This window comes from Sphingobium sp. FG11 (genome assembly GCF_057809915.1).
In genome coordinates this window covers 1-493 of record NZ_JBMDKW010000046.1, presented here as the reverse complement: position 1 = coordinate 493, position 493 = coordinate 1, and the positions used below count along the sequence as shown (strand labels likewise).

1 protein-coding gene is annotated in these 493 nt (G+C 68.6%); it reads right to left on the bottom strand.

Annotation, left to right across the window (positions count from 1 at the left end):
• The coding region (locus tag ACODSN_RS16400) for a MobA/MobL family protein (protein ID WP_489056555.1) at window positions 1-493 on the bottom strand (493 nt) is incomplete at both ends.

Below are 493 nucleotides of genomic sequence, written 5' to 3'. Positions count from 1 at the left end.
CGCCGCTCCCGGTTGCGCGCCTGCACCCCGCGCTGTTCGTCGCCGCGCTCGGTGGCCGTGCCCTTCCGCTCCATCGCCACCGCCGACAACGGCATCTTGCCCAACGGCTCCCGGCCTAGATCCTCTTGGCCCTCCGCGTCACCCCTTGTCCGCGCCGCCTCGCGCTGATCTTTGAGCGACCGATGGTCTATGCGCTCATCGCACCCGGCCCGTTCCAGCGCCTGGTTGGCATGGTCGGCCCAAGAGGCCCGCCACCCCTCAAGCCGCTCGGCCGCATTCCAGTCCCGGTTTTTCTTCCCGAACCCCTCGCCGGTCAGGTCACGCATGGTCAGCATGACATGCGCGTGCGGTTGCTCCTGCCCGTCTGCCGAATGGCCCCGGTGCAACGACACGTCCGCAATCATGCCCTGGGACACGAACTGCTCGCGCACATAGGTCTCGACCAGGGCGCGCCGCCCCTCCGCGTCCAGTTCACGCGGAAGGGAGATTTCCA